At 70.3% G+C, this 15491-nt stretch carries 10 protein-coding genes; 5 read left to right on the plus strand and 5 right to left on the minus strand.

The window, feature by feature from the left end; all coding sequences use genetic code 11:
- Positions 1–468 (plus strand): transposase (locus ACZ6KY_RS14610; RefSeq protein WP_469310644.1); only part of this gene is annotated, 468 nt, incomplete at its 5' end.
- 844 nt (positions 469–1312) lie between these two features.
- Here the strand turns inward: ACZ6KY_RS14610 and ACZ6KY_RS14615 are convergent.
- Positions 1313–2311, minus strand: a complete 999-nt coding sequence (locus ACZ6KY_RS14615) for an Lrp/AsnC family transcriptional regulator (RefSeq protein ID WP_469310645.1) — start codon at positions 2309–2311, stop codon at positions 1313–1315.
- A 278-nt stretch (positions 2312–2589) separates the two neighbouring features.
- Between ACZ6KY_RS14615 and ACZ6KY_RS14620 the strand changes: the two genes are divergently transcribed.
- A complete protein-coding gene (locus ACZ6KY_RS14620; RefSeq protein ID WP_469310646.1) occupies positions 2590–3372 on the plus strand; it encodes an alpha/beta hydrolase in 783 nt (260 codons plus the stop codon).
- Positions 3373–3809: 437 nt separating this feature from the next.
- Here ACZ6KY_RS14620 and ACZ6KY_RS14625 read toward each other — a convergent pair whose 3' ends face one another.
- Together ACZ6KY_RS14625 and ACZ6KY_RS14630 are read right to left on the minus strand one after the other, a co-directional pair.
- Complete coding sequence (locus tag ACZ6KY_RS14625) at positions 3810–6584, minus strand: lectin (protein WP_469310647.1); 2775 nt, start codon at positions 6582–6584, stop codon at positions 3810–3812.
- A gap of 687 nt (positions 6585–7271) precedes the next feature.
- Positions 7272–7496, minus strand: coding sequence for a hypothetical protein (locus ACZ6KY_RS14630; RefSeq protein ID WP_469310648.1), 225 nt, complete (start codon positions 7494–7496; stop codon positions 7272–7274).
- A 287-nt stretch (positions 7497–7783) separates the two neighbouring features.
- On the opposite strand from ACZ6KY_RS14630, the gene ACZ6KY_RS14635 reads away from it, so the two are divergent.
- Positions 7784–8425 (plus strand): TetR/AcrR family transcriptional regulator, encoded by a 642-nt coding sequence (locus tag ACZ6KY_RS14635; RefSeq protein ID WP_469310649.1) that lies wholly within the window; start codon positions 7784–7786, stop codon positions 8423–8425.
- Positions 8422–8820, plus strand: coding sequence for a hypothetical protein (locus ACZ6KY_RS14640; RefSeq protein WP_469310650.1), 399 nt, complete (start codon positions 8422–8424; stop codon positions 8818–8820). The genes ACZ6KY_RS14635 and ACZ6KY_RS14640 overlap by 4 nt, the downstream gene beginning before the upstream one ends.
- Positions 8821–8907: 87 nt before the next feature.
- On the opposite strand, the gene ACZ6KY_RS14645 is transcribed toward ACZ6KY_RS14640, so the two are convergent.
- Positions 8908–11472, minus strand: coding sequence for a glycoside hydrolase family 5 protein (locus ACZ6KY_RS14645; RefSeq protein ID WP_469310651.1), 2565 nt, complete (start codon positions 11470–11472; stop codon positions 8908–8910).
- An 841-nt stretch (positions 11473–12313) separates the two neighbouring features.
- Here ACZ6KY_RS14645 and ACZ6KY_RS14650 point away from each other — a divergent pair.
- On the plus strand, positions 12314–14044 hold the full coding sequence (locus tag ACZ6KY_RS14650) for a RecQ family ATP-dependent DNA helicase (protein ID WP_469310652.1): 1731 nt from the start codon (positions 12314–12316) through the stop codon (positions 14042–14044).
- A 128-nt stretch (positions 14045–14172) separates the two neighbouring features.
- Here the strand turns inward: ACZ6KY_RS14650 and ACZ6KY_RS14655 are convergent, their stop codons facing one another.
- Positions 14173–15441: an ROK family transcriptional regulator gene (locus tag ACZ6KY_RS14655; RefSeq protein ID WP_469310653.1), complete on the minus strand. Its 1269-nt coding sequence runs from the start codon at positions 15439–15441 to the stop codon at positions 14173–14175.
- Positions 15442–15491: the final 50 nt, after the last annotated feature.

Below are 15491 nucleotides of genomic sequence, written 5' to 3' on the forward strand. Positions count from 1 at the left end.
CGCTCGGGACGCCTGTCGGTGGCCGGACTGATCGCCATACGGCCCGGCTCCCGCACCCGCCTGTGCCACCGCCTACGCACCCACCCCGCGGGCAAAGGCAAACGCCGCAGCATGGGCGAGCGCGACTTCATCGCCCTGATCGACGGCACCCACCAGCTCGTCAAGGCGCCGATCGTGCTGGTCTGGGACCGACTGAACACCCACGTCTCCCACGCCATACGCGAGCTGATCACCGAGCGCGCATGGCTGACGGTGTTCCTGCTGCCCGCCTACTCACCCGACCTCAACCCCGTCGAGTGGGTCTGGGCCCACGTCAAACGCAGCCTGTCCAACCTCGCCGTGGTCGCCCTCGACCGACTCGAGACCCTCGTACGTAACCGGCTCAAGCGTCTTCAATACCGACCCGACACCCTCGACGGCTTCATAGCCGGCACCGGCCTGACCCTCGACGACCCAACGTCACCCTAATCAGCCGAAGTCAGTAGAGGCGTCAAGTCGTGGCCGTGCACGCGCAATCCATGGTTCTCCCCTACGTCGCGACACGCAAACGCACCGTCGTACGGTTGCGGATTGCAGAGCGGGAGAGCAGGATTTAATCAGGTGCCAGGTGTACGAAGCTCGCCCCGGTCGGCCGGTCCGAGGAGCTGTTCCCGTTGGATCCCTGGCACGGGGCAGTCAACAAGCCTATTCCTTTGCCTGGTTGGCGTTCGCCTTTCGGAACGTTCCGAGCCTGAGCACCCCTACCCACGTGTGGGGCGCTGTCGGCGGCGCCTTTCTGTGACACCACGCCACCTGATGGGCTGTCGGACGCCGGTCGGACGCGCCACTGCGCAGAGCCGATCCGGGCCTACGGGCTCGGCGGCGTCTTCGGCGTCCACGCGACGCTGCCCCGCCCCGGCCCGAGCGACGATCCGGTCCTCTTCCAGGTCGGCCTCGACCCGTTCCGGACCAGCGCCTACACCTGCGCCGACGGCAGCGTGTTCGGTCTCGGCGCGGTCGTCGGCACCGCCCCCGACCGGGTTCTCCCTCGGCTTCGGGGCCGGGTTCACGGCGCGGTACGGCATCCCGCTCATCCATGCCGGCGTCAACGCGTCCGTCCTGCTGGCCCTCGGCACCCGCCCGGTCCTGCTCGCGGACGTCGGCCACCTCTCGGGGAACGACGCCGCACCGGTTCCGGCGGACGCGCACTATGCCTTGGTCGTCGTGGACCCGCTCGGCCGACGCGGCTGGGTCACCCCGGCCGAGGTGGCCTGATGGGTCGATGCCACGACCCCTCGCAACTGCTCGGCGATTCCCTGCCCACCGGAGCCGTTCAGGCACGCACGCCACTCCGTTTGGCGACGCGGCCGACGATGGCCGTCTCGACGCGGGTGATCCCCAGGCCGACCAAGTCGCGGGAGAGGAAGTCGTAGAGGGCTGTCAGGTCACAGAAGTAGGCGGCCGCGTGAAGGTTGGAGGGGCCCGTGGTCGCGAACGCCCCGTGCACCGAAGGATGGTCGGCCAACGCCTTCCCGGCGGCGGCCAGATGGTCCGGGGCCACGTGCAACAGGAGTTTGGCCTCGATGGGCAGCCCGAGACACCGCGTGTCCACCAGGACCTGCGTGATCAGACGGCCCTGCGCGGCCAGTTGGGAGATGCGTCGGCGGACCGTGGTCTCCGCGTGTCCGGTGCGCACGGCCAGCGCCGCGGCGGAGAGGCGCGCGTCGGGGGTGAGCGCGTCGATGAGGGACTGCTCCAAGGGATCGGTGTCGACGCCGTACGGGCCCGGGGATCCGGAAGACGTCTGCCCGGGGACCGGCTCGGCCGGGCTCAGGGCCGCGCGTTCAGGTGCCGTCAGGACGTTGTGCCGCCATTCGGACGTGAGCCGGAAGACGTGCAGGACCGTGGCGCTTTCCAAGGCCGTGACCGCCTGGGTGGAGGGCAGTTGGCGGAAGACCAACGGATCAGGCGAACCCGGGTCGGTACGGGCGACCGCGAAGATCTCGTCACCCGAGGTGCTGACGTCGATGAACGGGATGTCATCGCGCGCGGCGAGGGCGGCCACGATCGTGTCCAGTCGTCCTCGCAGGACCCGGATGCGCAGGAACAGTGCCCCGGCAGAGCCTCCGTTGCGCGGCCGGGCGACAGGTGAGACGACCACACGCACGGTGCCGTCGGCGCTCAGCGCGTGCAGACGGCGGCGCACGGTGGCAGGGCTGAGACCCAGTACCCGGGCCGCCTGTTCCGCGGTGACACGGCCGTCGCACTGCAGAGCAGCCACCAGCCGCTGGTCCGTGAGGCTCAGTACGTAATCCGCCGATACGTGTGCCATGGAGACAAGTTTCGCTCATTCCGAGGCGCTGTGACGCCCGTCTCGGTAACCACGACCGACGATGGATGTCATCCGCACCGCTCATTTCCCGGACGCCGGTCGGCGGACCCAACCCCGGGAACGCCCTCAAGAGAACGTCCGAATCCACCACGGAGGCCGATATGCCCGCCCTCAAGGAACGGAAGAAACTACGCTTCGCCAGCGGTGACACCACATGCGCCGCCTGGCACTACCCAGGGACCAACGGCGGCTGCGTGATCATGGCCGGAGGAACCGCGGTGACGAAGGAACCGGCCTCGGACCGCTTCGCGCAGCGGTTCAACGACGCCGGCTTCGCCGTCCTGGCCTTCGACCACCGACGGTTCGGTGAGAGCGGGGGCGTGCCGCGCCAGGTCGTCAGCTTCGACGAACAGCGCGCGGACTGGCAGGCCGCGATCGACTGCGCGGCGGACCTGCCCGACGTGGATCCCGACAAGATCTCGCTCTGGGGTTTCTCACTCGCCGGCGGCCACATCCTCCAAGTCGCGGCCGACAATCCGCGACTGGCCTCCGCCATCGCCCAGTCGCCGGTGGTCGACGGCCGCGCACTCGCTCCTCACGCGCTGCGCTCGATGACCCCTCTCGCGTTCCTCCGGCTCTTTGGCCGAGGCATCGCGGACGCGCTCGGCAGCCTCCTGGGGCGGCCGCCTTTGCTCGTCCCCACCGCAGGAGTACGCGGCGCCGTCGCCTCGCTCACCACGGCCGACGCCATGGACGGGGACCGGGCGCTGGATCCCGACCACCGCTACCCGGACTGGGAGCAGACGGTCGCCGCGCGGATCGCGCTCCAGCTGGGCGGGTACCGGCCCGGCCGCCACGCCTCTCGTATCCGGTGCCCCCTGCTGGTGGTCGTGTGCGACCAGGACCAGAGCGCGCTTCCCGGCCCCGCGGTCCAGGCGGCCCACCACGCACCGGACTCCGAGGTGCTTCATCTCACGGGCCGTCATTACGCCCCGTTCCTCGAGGCACACGAAGAAGCCGTCGAGGCGGAGATCGCGTTCCTCCAGAAGCATCTGCGGTGACGGAGCGCGGCGCGCGGCCGGGAAGACGGCCGAGGCCGCCGAGCGGCGCCTGTGGGAGCGGCAGGTGGTGCGAGCGGACGCCGACGTGTTGTCCACGGGCGGTTCCGGCACCGCGGCGACCGGCTCCTCGGGTTCCACGGGTTCCTCGGCCACCGGCGGCGCCCTGGCGAACACCGGCTCCGGTTCGGCCGTGCCCCTGGCAGGCGCTGCCGCCGCGGCCGTCGCCGCCGGTGCGGGAGCGGTCCTGCTGGTGTGCCGACGCGCGTACGGCCCGCCGAGCACCTGCTCGGCGGGCCGTACTTTCGCGACCGGCTCGCGGACACCGGGATGGGGCTCGTATCCGATGACGCGTCCCGGAAGGGCGGGTGCGCCCCCGATACCGGCCAGGTCGGGCTGGGCCTCGATCATTGGTGTTCTGGGCTACCGGTGCCAGTGGTTCAAGTCGGCAGCTTCCAGTTCTGGGCGGCTGATCCGTTGCAGGTGTAGAGCTGGAGTTGGGTGCCGGTCGTGGTGGTGGAGTTGGGATCGTCCAGGCACAGCTTGGACTGGGGGTTGACGAGCGATCCGTTGGCGCCCGTGGTCCATTGCTGGGCGCCGCTGCCATTGCATGTCCACAGCTGGATCAGTGTGCCGTTGGTGGTTCCACTGTGGTCGGCGTCCAGGCACTTGCCGAGGGTCCGGATCGTTCCGTCGCCGGCGACGATCCAGTCCTGGGCGTAGGTGTTGTTGCAGCTCCAGATCTGGACGTGGGTGCCGTCGGCGGTGGAGGAACTCGCGTCGTCCACGCACAGGTTCGATGCCACCGCGGAGGTGATCGCGCCGATACGGGGCGAGGCCGGGGCCGTGGTGTCACCGGCGTAGGAGGGTGGGGCCGCGGACGCCGCCGTCGCCCAGGAGGTGTTGGCGCTGGTGCCGAGGGTGTAGTTCAGGGTGCCGCCGGCGGTGATTGCCGTGGTGGGGGCGTAGGCGTTGTTCCAGGTGGCGCCGTTCCATGTCGCGGACTGTACGTAAGGGGCGTTGTCGGCGGCGCCGTTGCCGTTGATCGTCAGTGTCTGGCCAGACGGGAGTGTGACCACGGCTTGGGTGAACAGGGGTGAGCCCAGGGCGAGGTCGGAGGTGCCCGGTGTCTCGGGGTACATCCCGAGTGCGGACCACACGTACCAGGCGCTCATCGCGCCGAGATCGTCGTTGCCGTCGGCCAGACCACCGGGGGTGTTCGCCCAGATCTGGTCCTGGATGGCCCGGACGGTGCCCTGGGTCTTGTAGGGCTGTCCGATGTAGTCGTATTCCCAGGGCAGTTCGATGCTGGGTTCGTTGCCGACCCATGCGTAGCCGTTGTCGCCGGTGTAGCTGCGCAGCACGGTGTCCAGGTAGTGGCTCATCGCTGTGTTGCCGCCCTTGGCGTGTGCCAGGCCGCCGATGTTGAACGGGACCATCCCGGTGTAGATCCAGGAGTCTGCTTCGACCATGTCGGTGCCGCTGGTGGGGTCGAAGCCGCCGGTCCAGGAGCCGCTGGCGTTGCGCGGTTCGACGAAGCCGGAGGCGGGGTTGAGTACGTTGCGCCAGCCTTGGGCACGATTGGCGTACGTCTTTTGGTGGCTGGTGTCGCCGAGTGCCCCGGCCAGCGCGGAGACGGCGAAGTCGGCGGTGTTGTACTCCAGCGTGGTGGCGACCGGACCGTAGAAGTTGCAGCATCCGTAGCTGCCGTCGTGCGGCATGTACCCGGGTGAGTCGAGGTAGTTGACGCCCGGTCGGTCGTTGTTGGCGGTGCTCGCCTGTTTGATCATGTCGGCCAGGGCGGTCGTGGTGTCGAAGTTCCTGGCGCCGAAGGCGTAGTAGTCGCCGAGGATGGCGTCGGCCGGGTCGCCCACCATGACGTAGGACTCGCCGTTGTTCTCCGACCACTTGGGGAACAGTCCGGTCTGGGCGTAGTCGTCGACCATCGATTGCGCCGTGTCCGAGGCGGCCTGGGGGGCGAGCAGCCCTTCGAGCTGGGCCTGCGAGCGGTAGATGTCCCAGCCGGAGTAGTTGGCGTATTCCGCTCCGTGGCCGGTGTCCACGGTGTGTGTTCTGCCGTCGAAGCCGTAGTACTGGCCGTTGGTGTCACTGATGACGTTGGGGTGCAGCAGCGAGTGGTAGAGCGCGGTGTAGAAGCTCTGTTGCTGTGCGGCTGTCCCCCCGGCGATCTGTATTTTGCCGAGTGCGCTGTTCCAGGCGTTCTGCGCGGCGGTGCGGGTCGCGTTGAAGTCCCAACCGGTGTTCTCCGCGGTCCGGTTGGCCGTCGCGTTGGCGATCGAGACGTAGGAGATGCCGACCTTGGCCTGCACCACCGGGTTGGTGGTGGTGTTGAAGGTGACGTAACCGTTCGAGGCGGCAGCGTTCGGGGAGGCGCTGCCGGTGGCGGCCTTCGGGGCCGCCGCGGTGGGGGTCTTGCCGTGAAGCACCGGCTTGTTGGGCTTCTCGGCGGCGTTCTTGGACGCTGTGCCAGGCTTCGCCGGGGTGGCGGCCGATGTCTTCGCGATCGAGGTGCCCTGCGAGGCGAACGGCTGGTCGAAGACCATGTCGAAGTACACGCTGTACGTGTTCCCCGCGCCGCAGAAGTGGCCGCTGGTGACCTGACCGCTCACCTCGGTGTTCGAGACTTTGGTGAACTGCGTCGAGCTGGCGCCGTTCTGGCTTCCGGTGAGTTTGAAGATCAGGTTGGCCTGGCTGCTCGACGGGAAGGTGAAGCGCGCCATACCGCTGCGTGTCGTGGTGGTCAGCTCGGTGGTCACCTGGTTGTTGAGGGCGACCTTGTACGAGCCCGCGGACGCCGATTCGTTGGCGTGCGAGAACGCGTCTGTGGCGCCGGTGCTGACGGTGCCGACCGTGGGCAGCACCGGTATGTCGCCGGCCGCGCCGCAGCCGGGTCCGGCGATGTGGGTGAGGCTGAAGCCGGTGATGGACGAGTCGTTGTACTCGTATCCGCCGCCGGAGGGACGCGACGGCGTGTCCGGGCTCCACTGCACCATGCCGAACGGCACGTCGGCCCCGGGGAAGTCGTCGGCCTGGTTCGACGTCCCGATGAACGGGTTGACCACCGTCGCCGGCGACGCGACGAGCTCGGCCTTGCCGGCCGCCCACGCCGGTGCGCACAGCCCGGCCACGCCCAGTGCCGCGGCGGCGAGTAAGCCGATCGCGGTGGCTCCGGGAGGTCTCGACAGTCGTGTCATCACGGGGGGTTTCTCCTCTACTCGGGGGCGGGAGGCGGCAGTTGACAACGTTGTCTTCCTGTGGAGAACGTGACGCTTGAGCTACAGCCGGGATTGACAACGTTGTCGCATCGCCGAGATGGGGAACCTGACGAGGCGACGCTTTGACGGGGCCCCTGGGCCGCGAGCACCTGGGGGCGCAGACGAGAACTCTTGGTGAAGCTAGCCACACGACAGGGCCATGTCAACGACTCGCGCACGCGGTCTGCCCCGAGCATGCCGGGGCCGTGGTCATGGGGTCGCCGCCCGCTCCGTCGCATCCCGGTGCGGCGCCTCCGGCACGCGCGTCATCACCGACAGCAGGCGCCCGGTAGTCCTGTACGAGTCCGTACGGATCCGGGTTCGCACCCCGCTGACACGTTCCGCGCGCCGACGTCAACGAGTCCGCGGGGAGCCCGGTCGCGGGGCAGGCGTTCCGCCCCGCAAGCGCCTGGCCGGCTACTACGACACCGCAGTCGCCCGGCCGGCAGCGTGGCCGCACGAGGGCGCGCGGCACGAGGTGCGCCGGATTTCAGGGATGGCGTCGTTCGAACCGGACGGGATCGAGGAGACCTGTCGCAGTGAACGTTGGGCGATTCTCGGCGGAGGTTGAGTGGTTGGTACGCGGGCCCGAAGCTGACGCTCCGAGATCCAGTCTCTCCGCATCGTTCAGCGCTGGTCGGCCTGCCGGGCCAAGCGGGTGGCGGCGGGAGGGCTGCCGGTGACGGGCCGGCCGTGGCCGGGCAGGAGCAGAGTCACGGAGGTCAGCTCGTCCATCCGGCCGAGGAAGGTCAGGGCCGCGTGGCTGTCGTGGGTGAAGCCTCGGCGGACCAGGGTGGGGCCGGTGTGCCGTCTTCGCCGAGCCGGAGCATCGCCGCGCTGTCGGCTGGTCAACCGAGGCGGGCCGCGGCGGCAGACGTACGCGGGAGCCGGGCGGCCATCCGCCACCAGGAGGCATTCGCGATGTCCCTGAAGTGCGGGTCGCGCCGGGAGACGGCCTGGGCGGGGAATCGGCTGTTTTCGGGGCGATCGGGAACGTGGTCGGCCGCCCCGTCCTGGTAGTCCGCAGGGGTGCGGACCGCGCCCCCGTTTTCGCGGGCAGGTGCTCTTGGCAACAGTTCTGACGATGTCTAAGCTTTTGAGCGGTTGCTCAAACTGGTCGATCAGCAAGGGGTGGCTTCGTGGCCAAAGCCGGTGGGAAGCGGTCTGTCGACCCGGCCGGGAACTCCGGTTCGGCGGAGACACGAGCGTCGCTGATCGAAGGAGCGGTCGCAGCCTTGCGCGAGAAGGGATTCGCTGGGGCCAGCGCGCGTGAGATCGCTCGGCGCGCGGGCTGCAATCAGGCGCTGATCTTCTACCACTTCGGTTCGGTGGCCAAGCTGCACCTGGCTGCCCTGGACGCGGTCAGCGGTGCGCGCAACGCGCGCTACCAGGCGATGGTCGATGATTCCAAGAACCTCGGGGACTTGGTTCAGGCCGCGAGGTCAGTCTTCGACGAGGACTTGAACGAGGGGCACGTAACCGTGCTTGTCGAGATGATCGCCGCTGCCCAGTTCACCCCTGAACTCCGCCCGGAAGTCGCTGCCCGGATCGGCCCGTGGCGCACTTTCGCGGCGAACAGCATCCGCGACGAACTGGCGGGCTCACCCGCCGCTCGGCTGCTGCCGCCCGACGAACTCGCCCACGCGATCGTAGCCCTGTACCTGGGCCTGGAGATGCTCGCGAACCTCGAAGGGGAACGCGAGCCCGCCCTGGCCCTGTTCGACCGTGCCAGGAAAATCGCCTCCGTCCTCGACATCTTCAAACGAAAGAAGAAGACATGACCAGCAAAAGGCGTGACTGGTTGCTCTTCACCGGATGGCTCCTGACCGGGGCCGGCTACCTGCTCGCCTTACTGACCGTGCTCTCGATCGGGATCTTCATCCTGCCTCTGCCTGTGGCGGGCACCCTGCTGCTGGCCACACGCCGAGGCACCGAACGGGGCCTGCCTGGCCTGGTGTCCGGCGCGAGCCTGCCGCTGTTCCTTCTCGCCTACCTCGATCGGCATGGCCCTGGCACCTACTGCGAGCATTCGGGCGGCGGCGAGAGCTGCACTGACGGCTTGCTCAACCCCTGGCTCCTTCTTCTCGGGGGGCTACTCGCACTCGCCGCGGGAGTTGCCGTCTTCCTCAGGGGCCATCGACGGCCCGTGGCCAACTCCCCAGTGCGCTGGTCCTGATAGGGCCACCGCCGTTGCTTCGGGTGGCGGGCGCAGGCTGTTCGGTCGGCCGGCCCACCCCCGAGGTGGGCCGGCCGAGGGCCACCACTACGCCACGTGGAGCGTGTACCGGCCGGAGGTCTGCGCCGTGAACCTCCATCCGCCGGGCCGCTTCGCCAGCCGGATGCCGGTGAGGCCGCTGTCCGTGACCTCCGGGCGGCTGGGGCCGGGGACCCACACGTCCAGGGTGCCCGTCCCGGAGCCCGAGAGCCGCAGGTCCCGCGTGGTGGCGGAGGACCGAAGGGAGTTCAGGCGACCGGGGGCACTGCGCGGGTACGCCTGGGACAGCGCCGTGGTCTCGAAGGCCGGGCCCGGCAGCGGCTTGCCGTCGGGGCAGGTGTACAACACGACGCCGCCGCCCGAGGTGGTGGCTGCGGGGTCGTTCTGCGGATCACCGCAGGCCTTCTTCCACACCCAGATCGCCGAGCCCAGCACATCGCTGTTCTGCCGTTCCAGGAAACGGTCGAAACGGGAGCGGAAGTCGTCGGGGTCCCCGAACCATCCCCACTCGCCCGACCACAGCGGCGCCCCGTACGCCCGGGCGGTGCGCTCGGCGGTGGTGTAGCCCTGCTCGACCGAGGTCAGGGTGATGCCCAGGCCCTGGTCCATGGTGATCGACTCGCTGTACAGGTGGGGCGAGAAGACGAGCAGTGGGTCATCGGCGAATCCGACCGGTGGGGTGGTGTCGAAGCCGAGCCCCGACCAGAGGATCGAGGGCTCGAAGAACACCAGGTGGTGGAAGCCGCCGGAAGCCTGTGCCTCCGCCGTCCGGATCGAGGTGATCGCCTGCTGGTAGAGGCGTCCGAGCAGGAGGGAGGAGGTGACGCCGGGGGCGTCGCCCGGGCCGGGCTCGTTGAGGAGGTCGTAGCCGGCGACGGCGGGATCGTCGGCGAAGTCCGCGGCGAGGCGGCCCCAGGCGTGGGCCAGCTCGGTGCCTACGCCGTCGGTGTCGTCGTAGAGGTTGGTGAACGCCCGCTGCACGTTGGGCGCGAGGTCGCGGCCGAGGAAGCCGCAGGCCCGGGCGCCGTCGGTGAGCGTCGCCCAGTCCGGGGCGCCGTCGTTGCCGAACTCGGGCGTCGCCCCGGGGCGGCAGTGCGTTCCCGGCGTCGCGCTGACGTACTGGGAGAAGGTGTCCTGGTGCATGTCGAGGACGGTGTGGATGCCGTGCGCGGCGGCCTGGTCGACCGCGGTGCGCACCCGCGCCAGATACGCCTCGTCGAAGACGCCTCGCTTCGGCTCCAGGGCCGACCACGACAGGGCCAGCCGCTGGACGTCGAAGCCGTACCGCGCCATCTGGGCGTAGTCGGAGTCCTTGAGCGGCCACACCGTCTGCTTGGCCGGGTCGGGTTGCCCGTAGTCGATGAGCTGGTTGACGTTCACGCCGCGCAGCAGCACCTGCCGCCCCGCGCTGTCGCCGATCACCGGAGACCGGCCGTCGCCGCGCAGCACGGTGAGCGGGAGCAGACCGTTGCGGTCACGGCCCGCTGCCTGTTGCCGCGCGCCGGTGGTGGCCGCGGCCGTCGTGACCGTTCCCGGCGTGACGTTGCCGACGGCGAGGGCCAGTACGGCGGCGATCGCGACCGGCGGCGCCCATGCGGCGGCACGGGCGAACACGCCGCGCTCGGCGGACGGTTCCGTCCGGCGTCGCGACGCCCGCTCCGCCGCCCAGGGCACGGCCACGAGGCCCGCGCACACGCCCGCCGTGACGCCCTCCGCGACGTGCATGAGCACGGACGCGACCGGGAACAGCGATCCGCCGAACCCGTTCAGGCACCCGTCGAGAACCCAAAGCGGCACGAACCCGAGGACGCCCGCAGAGGTCAGCGCCGTCGCGAGCGACCACAGGGTCACGCCCGTCCCGGCACGGGTCAGGCCCGGCGACACCACCGGGCGCCAGAGCGCCACACCGGCGCACACCGCCGCGCCCCCGGCGACCAGGGTCGCGACCCCGGAGCCGCCCGGTATCGGACCGGCGGCCCAGGCGAACGCGCCACCACCGGTCTGGAGCGCCACGGCGGCACCGGCCGGCAGCCATACGAACCCGCCGACCCGGGGGCCCGCCCCCGTTTCTGCCGTTTCTGCCGTGTCTGCTGCGGTGCGCTCGACGCGCAGGCGCCACACGCCGATCCGGTACGCCGTCGCCGCCGCGCCCGCGACCAGCGGCCCGAACACGGCGTACTTCGCGCCGGTCAGACCGCACTCGGCGAGCAGCGACCCGGCTGTCGGGAGCACGTGCAGCCCGTCCGGTCCGGCGATGGCCAGCAGCAGCACGCTGTAGGCCAGCTTGGCCAGGAACGCCACCAGGACCAGACTCGACCAGACGGCGCCGAAGACCCATCGCGCCCTCGCCCCCGGGGCCGCGGCGCGCACCAACCGGTGGACGGCCACCGCGCTGCCACCGATCAGCAGGGGCAGGAACACCACCGTGGCCCAGGCAGGGCTTGTAGCGTTGCCGGGTACGAAACCCGCGTCCAGCCAGTTCTCCGGAGCGAACAGTCCGGTCCCGTCGGCGTAGCCGAGGGCGGCGCAGAGGACCGCGAGTACGACCGCGGTGGTGAGGGACGCTGTGCGCGCGAGCCGACGGCCGCCGCGCTGATCATCGGCAAGGAGCATGAGTGCAGAAGATAGAGCACTCCGAAGGTCACACGTAAGGCCTCTGAGCAGGAATTTCTCCGGATCCGCGACGCCCGGGCAGGCGCGGACGGCACGGTGGCCCCGGGCTGCTCGACCGACGCCTTCCGCCTGGGCCGGTGCGGAAATCCGAACTCGCGCCCCCGGTTTGGGAGTTACCGGACCCGGCGCTCCTCTTCCCTGGTACGGATACCCCGCGGCCGGACCGCGCGCCCTCCGTACGAACGCTGCGACCCGACACCGTGCAACCGACGCGGGTCCGGTTCGCCCGGCGCTGACCCGTCGGATCACCGGGACGACGCCCCCGCCGAGGGCGAAGCCTGCCGGTCTCGGCGACCGCCGCCCTTCCCCGGCCGGCCCACTGCTTGGTGGTGCCGGTCGACCAGGTGAGGAGGGGTCCCTCGGGGGTGCGGCTGTACGTGCTGGTGTCGTCGCCCGATCCGGAGCGCAGCAGGGTCCGGCCGTCCGCTGTCTCCATCGTGCGGCGTGCGCCCACGGAACCGATGAAACGCTCGAAACCGATGAAACGCTCGAACGCGGGCTGCCGGCCGCTGGGCGCGGGGGTCCACAGCCGGACGGCGCCGTTGTGAGACGCGGAAGCGCCGGGGCAGGCAGGGCCCTCGACACGGGACCGGACGCCGCGCTGAGGCCGACCCTGGCGCTGGAGAGCGCCGCCCCGTTGAAGCCGGCCGCGCCGCCAGAGAACGCCGTACCGTCGCACGCCGAGGACACGGAACGGCAACTCCTCGCGAGCGGCCCGTTTTTCGACCCGTCGGGGGTACACGAGTGCCGAACCCCACTGGAGAGCGGCGTCAGGAGTGCCATGCGCGTCAAGGTCGGATACTTCAAGACCAGGTCACTCAGGAGACGCCTGCGCCGCTGTGCCCGTGAGGTGTTCGGGTGGGAGAGCCTGCGTCCGCCCCAACTCGCCGCCATGACAGCCGTGATGGAGGGGCGCGACACCATCGTGGTGATGCCGACGGGTGCCGGGAAGTCCGCCGTGTACCAGGTGCCGGGTGTGCTGCTGGACGGGCCGACCGTCGTGGTCTCGCCCCTGATAGCGCTCCAGCGGGACCAGGTCGCCAATCTCTCCCGTATCGAGGGATCCGGTGCCTCGGCCGTCAACTCCGCGCAGCGCGCACGGGACAACGAAGCCGTGTGGGAGCGCGTTCGCGAAGGCAGCCTGGACTTCCTGTTCGTCTCGCCCGAGCAGCTCGCGAAGGACGAGGTGGTGGAGCTGATCGCCGCGGCCGCTCCCGCGCTGATGGTGGTCGACGAGGCGCACTGTGTGTCCTCGTGGGGATACGACTTCCGGCCCGACTACCTGTCCCTGTGCCATGTGCGCGAGCGCATCGGGCGGCCTCCGCTCCTCGCCCTCACCGCCAGCGCGGCGGCCCCCGTGCGGGCCGACATCGTGGAGCGGCTCGGCATGCGCGAGGTGCACGAGGTGGTCGCGGGGTTCGACCGCCGCAACATCACGCTGGAGGTCGTACGGCACCGGGAGAACGCGGGGAAGCGCCGGTGGGTGGTGGAACGCGCCGCGGCCGAGGCCAAACCCGGCATCGTCTACGCGGGAACGCGGCGGGAGGCCGAGCAGTACGCGGAGGAACTGTCGGCGCTCGGATTCGACAGCGCCGCCTACCACGCGGGGCTGTCGGCGGCCGAGCGCTCCCGGACGCACGACCGCTTCCGGGACGGTGAACTCGACGTGGTCGTCGCCACCTCCGCGTTCGGGATGGGCATCGACAAGCCGAACATCCGCTTCGTGCTGCACGCGTCGGTGCCGGGTTCCCTCGACACGTACTACCAGGAGATCGGCCGGGCGGGCCGCGACGGACAGCCGTCGACGGCGATCCTCGCGTACCGGCCCGAGGACCTCGGCGTGCAGCGGTTCCGGGCGGGCGCTCACCCCGACCCGGAGGCGCTGGGCGGGCTGATCGACGCGGTGCGCGAGCACCGGGGACCGGTCACGGCGACCGGTCTGCGCGAGCGCACCGGGCTGTCCCAGACGCCGCTGACGTCGATGCTGCACCTGCTGGAGGAGGCAGGCGCCGTGACCGCGGACAAGCATGGCGGTGTTCGGGCCGTGCCCGGGGCGCGGCGGGACACCTGCGTCCGCGAGGCGGTGCGGATCGCTTCCTCCCGTGTCGATCTGGAGCGTTCCCGGGTGGAGATGATGCGGGCGTACGCGGAGACGAACGGCTGTCGCCGACGCCACCTGCTCGGGTACTTCGGGGAGAGTCTGGCGGAGGGCGACTGCGCGGGTTGCGACATGTGCACCCGTACACAGGAGTTGAAGGAGGCTCCTGTCCGGACAGGAGACGTCCTGTCCGGTACGGGCCCTGACCCGCTGGAACCCGTGGCGGCCGACGGTGCCTTCCCGCCCGGGACACGGGTGGGGCACAGCACCTGGGGCGAGGGCGAGGTGATGAGCGAGGACGGGAACAGGATCACGGTCCTGTTCGAGAGCGTGGGCTATCGCACGCTGTCCCTCCCCGCCGTCCAGGCGCGAGGACTGCTGACGCCGGTGTCGTCCGCCGCGACGCGGGGCTGACACCGCCGCGCGCCGTCGGCGCGCGGCCTGGTGACCACACCCGGCCCGGCTCGCAGAGAACCGGACCGTGGCGGTCGAAGCGGGAAGCGCCTGTCGAGAATCGGAGCCGCTACGACGCCGGACCTCGGTCATGGTTGACCGCCCGGCGTCACCCCCGTCCCCACCAGGGCCGACAACTGCGGGGAATACGTGGCGTGCAGGACGAGCGCCGCGCTGCCCACCACCGCCGCGTCCGTGCCGAGCGGGGACGCCTCGACCTCCACGACCCGGATGTGACGGGACAGCGGCCGGCTCTTCAGTGCGGCGGCGACGACCGCCACGTAGCGGGACTCGACGTGCTGGATGCCGTGGCCGCCGAGAATGATCAGGTCGACGTCGATGAAGTTCGCGATGTCGACCGCGACCGAGGCCACGTACTCCGCGGTCTCGTCGATGACCGCCGCGGCGACCGGGTCACCGGCCGCGGCGGCCACCCGGATGGCGGCGTGGTCGACCGCGTCGGGATCCTCGGCGAACGTCCGCGCCAGCGCGCTGTCCGGGTGCGATCCCGCCGCGAGTCTGCGGTGCACCTCGGCGACGATCGCCGTGGGGTTGACGAGCCGTTCCAGGCAGCCCCGGTTGCCGCAGTAGCACTCCGGGCCGTCGGGCAGCACCGAGGAGTGGCCGAACTCGCCCGCGTTGCGTGAACCACCGCGGTACACCTGGTGGTTGAGGATGAGGCCGCCGCCGATACCGGTGCCGAAGAAGAAGTAGGCGAAGTCCGCCACTCCCCTGCCGGCTCCCGACCAGCGCTCGCCGATCGCGGCGGCGGTGGCGTCGTTGTCGAGGGTCACCGGCAGGCCGGTCGTCTCGCTGAGCATGTGCTGGACCGGCACCCGGGTCCAGTTGGTGAGTTGCGGCGCGCCGACGATCACGCCGTGTTCGATGTCGATCGGCCCGGGAGTGGCGAGACCGATCCCGAGGACCTTGTCGCGGTCGACACCCGTCTCGGCGAGCACGTCGGCGACCAGTTCGGCCATGTCCTTCACGACCTCGGCCGGATCGGTGACGTGGCGGGCCGGGCGCTTCTTGACGACCAGGGGCCGGCCGAGCAGGTCGACCACGGTGCAGCTCAGCTCGACGGGGTCGAAGTGGAGTCCGACGGCGCAGCCGGCGTCGGCGTTGACCCTGAGGGTGGTGCGAGGTTTCCCTCCGGCCGCTCCCTTGCTCTCGCCGTCCTCCCGGATGATGCCCTCTTCGATGAGCCGGCGCACGATGCCCGAGACGGTCTGCGGGGTCAGACCGGTGTACTGGGCGATCTCGACACGGCTGATGCCGTCGGCGAGCTGGATCTGGTCCAGGACAACCGCCCGGTTGTATCTCCCGACCTTGGGAAGGTTCGTTCCTGCCTGCCGCACGCACGGTCCTCTCTCGATGCCCCGACAACATATCTTCCCCTGCCCATTGA

This window comes from Streptomyces sp. NPDC042002 (genome assembly GCF_055588305.1).